This is a genomic window from Bifidobacterium phasiani, from assembly GCF_019331775.1.
Classification (GTDB): Bacteria; Actinomycetota; Actinomycetes; order Actinomycetales; family Bifidobacteriaceae; genus Bifidobacterium; species Bifidobacterium phasiani.
In genome coordinates this window covers 1-1,385 of the sequence record NZ_JAHBBD010000052.1, presented here as the reverse complement: position 1 = coordinate 1,385, position 1,385 = coordinate 1, and the positions used below count along the sequence as shown (strand labels likewise).

1 protein-coding gene is annotated in these 1,385 nt (G+C 67.5%); it reads left to right on the top strand.

The window, feature by feature from the left end; translation table 11 throughout:
• Positions 1–122: 122 nt before the first annotated feature.
• The coding region (locus KIH73_RS10750; RefSeq protein WP_219083380.1) for an ISL3 family transposase at positions 123–1,385 on the top strand (1,263 nt) is incomplete at its 3' end.

Genomic DNA, 1,385 nt, shown 5'->3' with positions numbered 1-1,385 from the left:
GGCTCTTCCGGTTTTCGTGTGTGTGATGGGAGAGCCGTGGGGCATCATGGTTGGTTGTGAAGAAGATAACCGAAGATGTCTCACGGCCTGTACGCGAGTTTAACAGGTTCGACGGGGATGCGTTGTTGGGGTTGGATTCTCTGGGATTGAGGGGCGTGGCACAGCGTCATGTGCCGTGTGGCGGCCGGGGCGGCGTGTGGGAGATCCGCTGCGAGCCCATTGAACCGGCGAGGTCTTGCCCGGATTGCGGGGGTCCCTCGCCGGTGCGCAGCTCTCGTTGGCGTCGGTTCATCCACACGCCCCTGGGCAAGGCCGGGGTCCGGCTGCTGGTCCGCTGCCGGCGTTACGAATGCCGCGGGTGCGGCGGCGCGTGGGAGGACGACCTGTCGCGCGTGGCCGCGGACGGGCGGCGGCTGACGGAACGGGCCGTGTGGTGGGCGGTCGCCTCCGTGGTGCTGGACGCGATGAGCGTCAGGAGCGTGGCCATGACGCTGGGCTGCTCGTGGGACTGTGCGAACGACGCGGTCCTGTCCGAAGGCATGGCGCGTCTGATCAACGACGAACGCCGCTTGGACGGAGTCGCCGTGATTGGCGTGGATGAGCATGTGTGGCGGCACACGCCCCGGGGCTCCAGATACGTGACCGTGGTCGTGGACCTGACGCCCCGCCGGGACGGGCGGCCGGCCCGTCTCCTGGACGTGGTCGAGGGCAGGAGCGGCGCGGCGTTCGCCGGATGGCTCGCCTCCCGCTCCGAGGAGTTCAGAAGGAACGTGCGGGTCGTGGCGATGGACGCGTTCGCCGGATACAAGCACGCTGTCAGGAAGGCCGTGCCCCATGCCAGGGAGGTCCTCGACCCGTTCCACGTCGTCAGGCTCGCCGGCGACAAGCTCACCCAATGCCGCCAACGCCTCCAGCTCGAGGCCACCGGCAGGCGCGGCACGAAGCAGGACCCGCTGTACCGGGCCCGCCGAATCCTGCTCAAGACCCACGCCACCCTCACCGACCGGCAACGCTCCCTGCTCGACCGGCTGTTCGGGAACGAAGACAACGAGCCGCTGAAGGTCATGTGGGGCTCCTACCAGAAGATCATCGCCTGCTACGACGAACCCGACCGACGCAAGGCGCGCGGCATGATGCACGAGCTCGTCGACAGCATCAACGCCAGACCCGCCAACGCGCCCGGCGAGCTGAAGACACTGGCGCGTACCCTCAAACGCCGCCTGGGCGACGTCCTGGCCTTCTTCGATCACACGTTCTCCAGCAACGGGCCCACCGAGGCCATCAACGGCAGGCTCGAACACCTGCGCGGCATCGCCCTCGGCTTCACCAACCTCGGCAACTACATCACCAGAAGCCTCCTGCACGCCGGAGGATTCAGACAAACC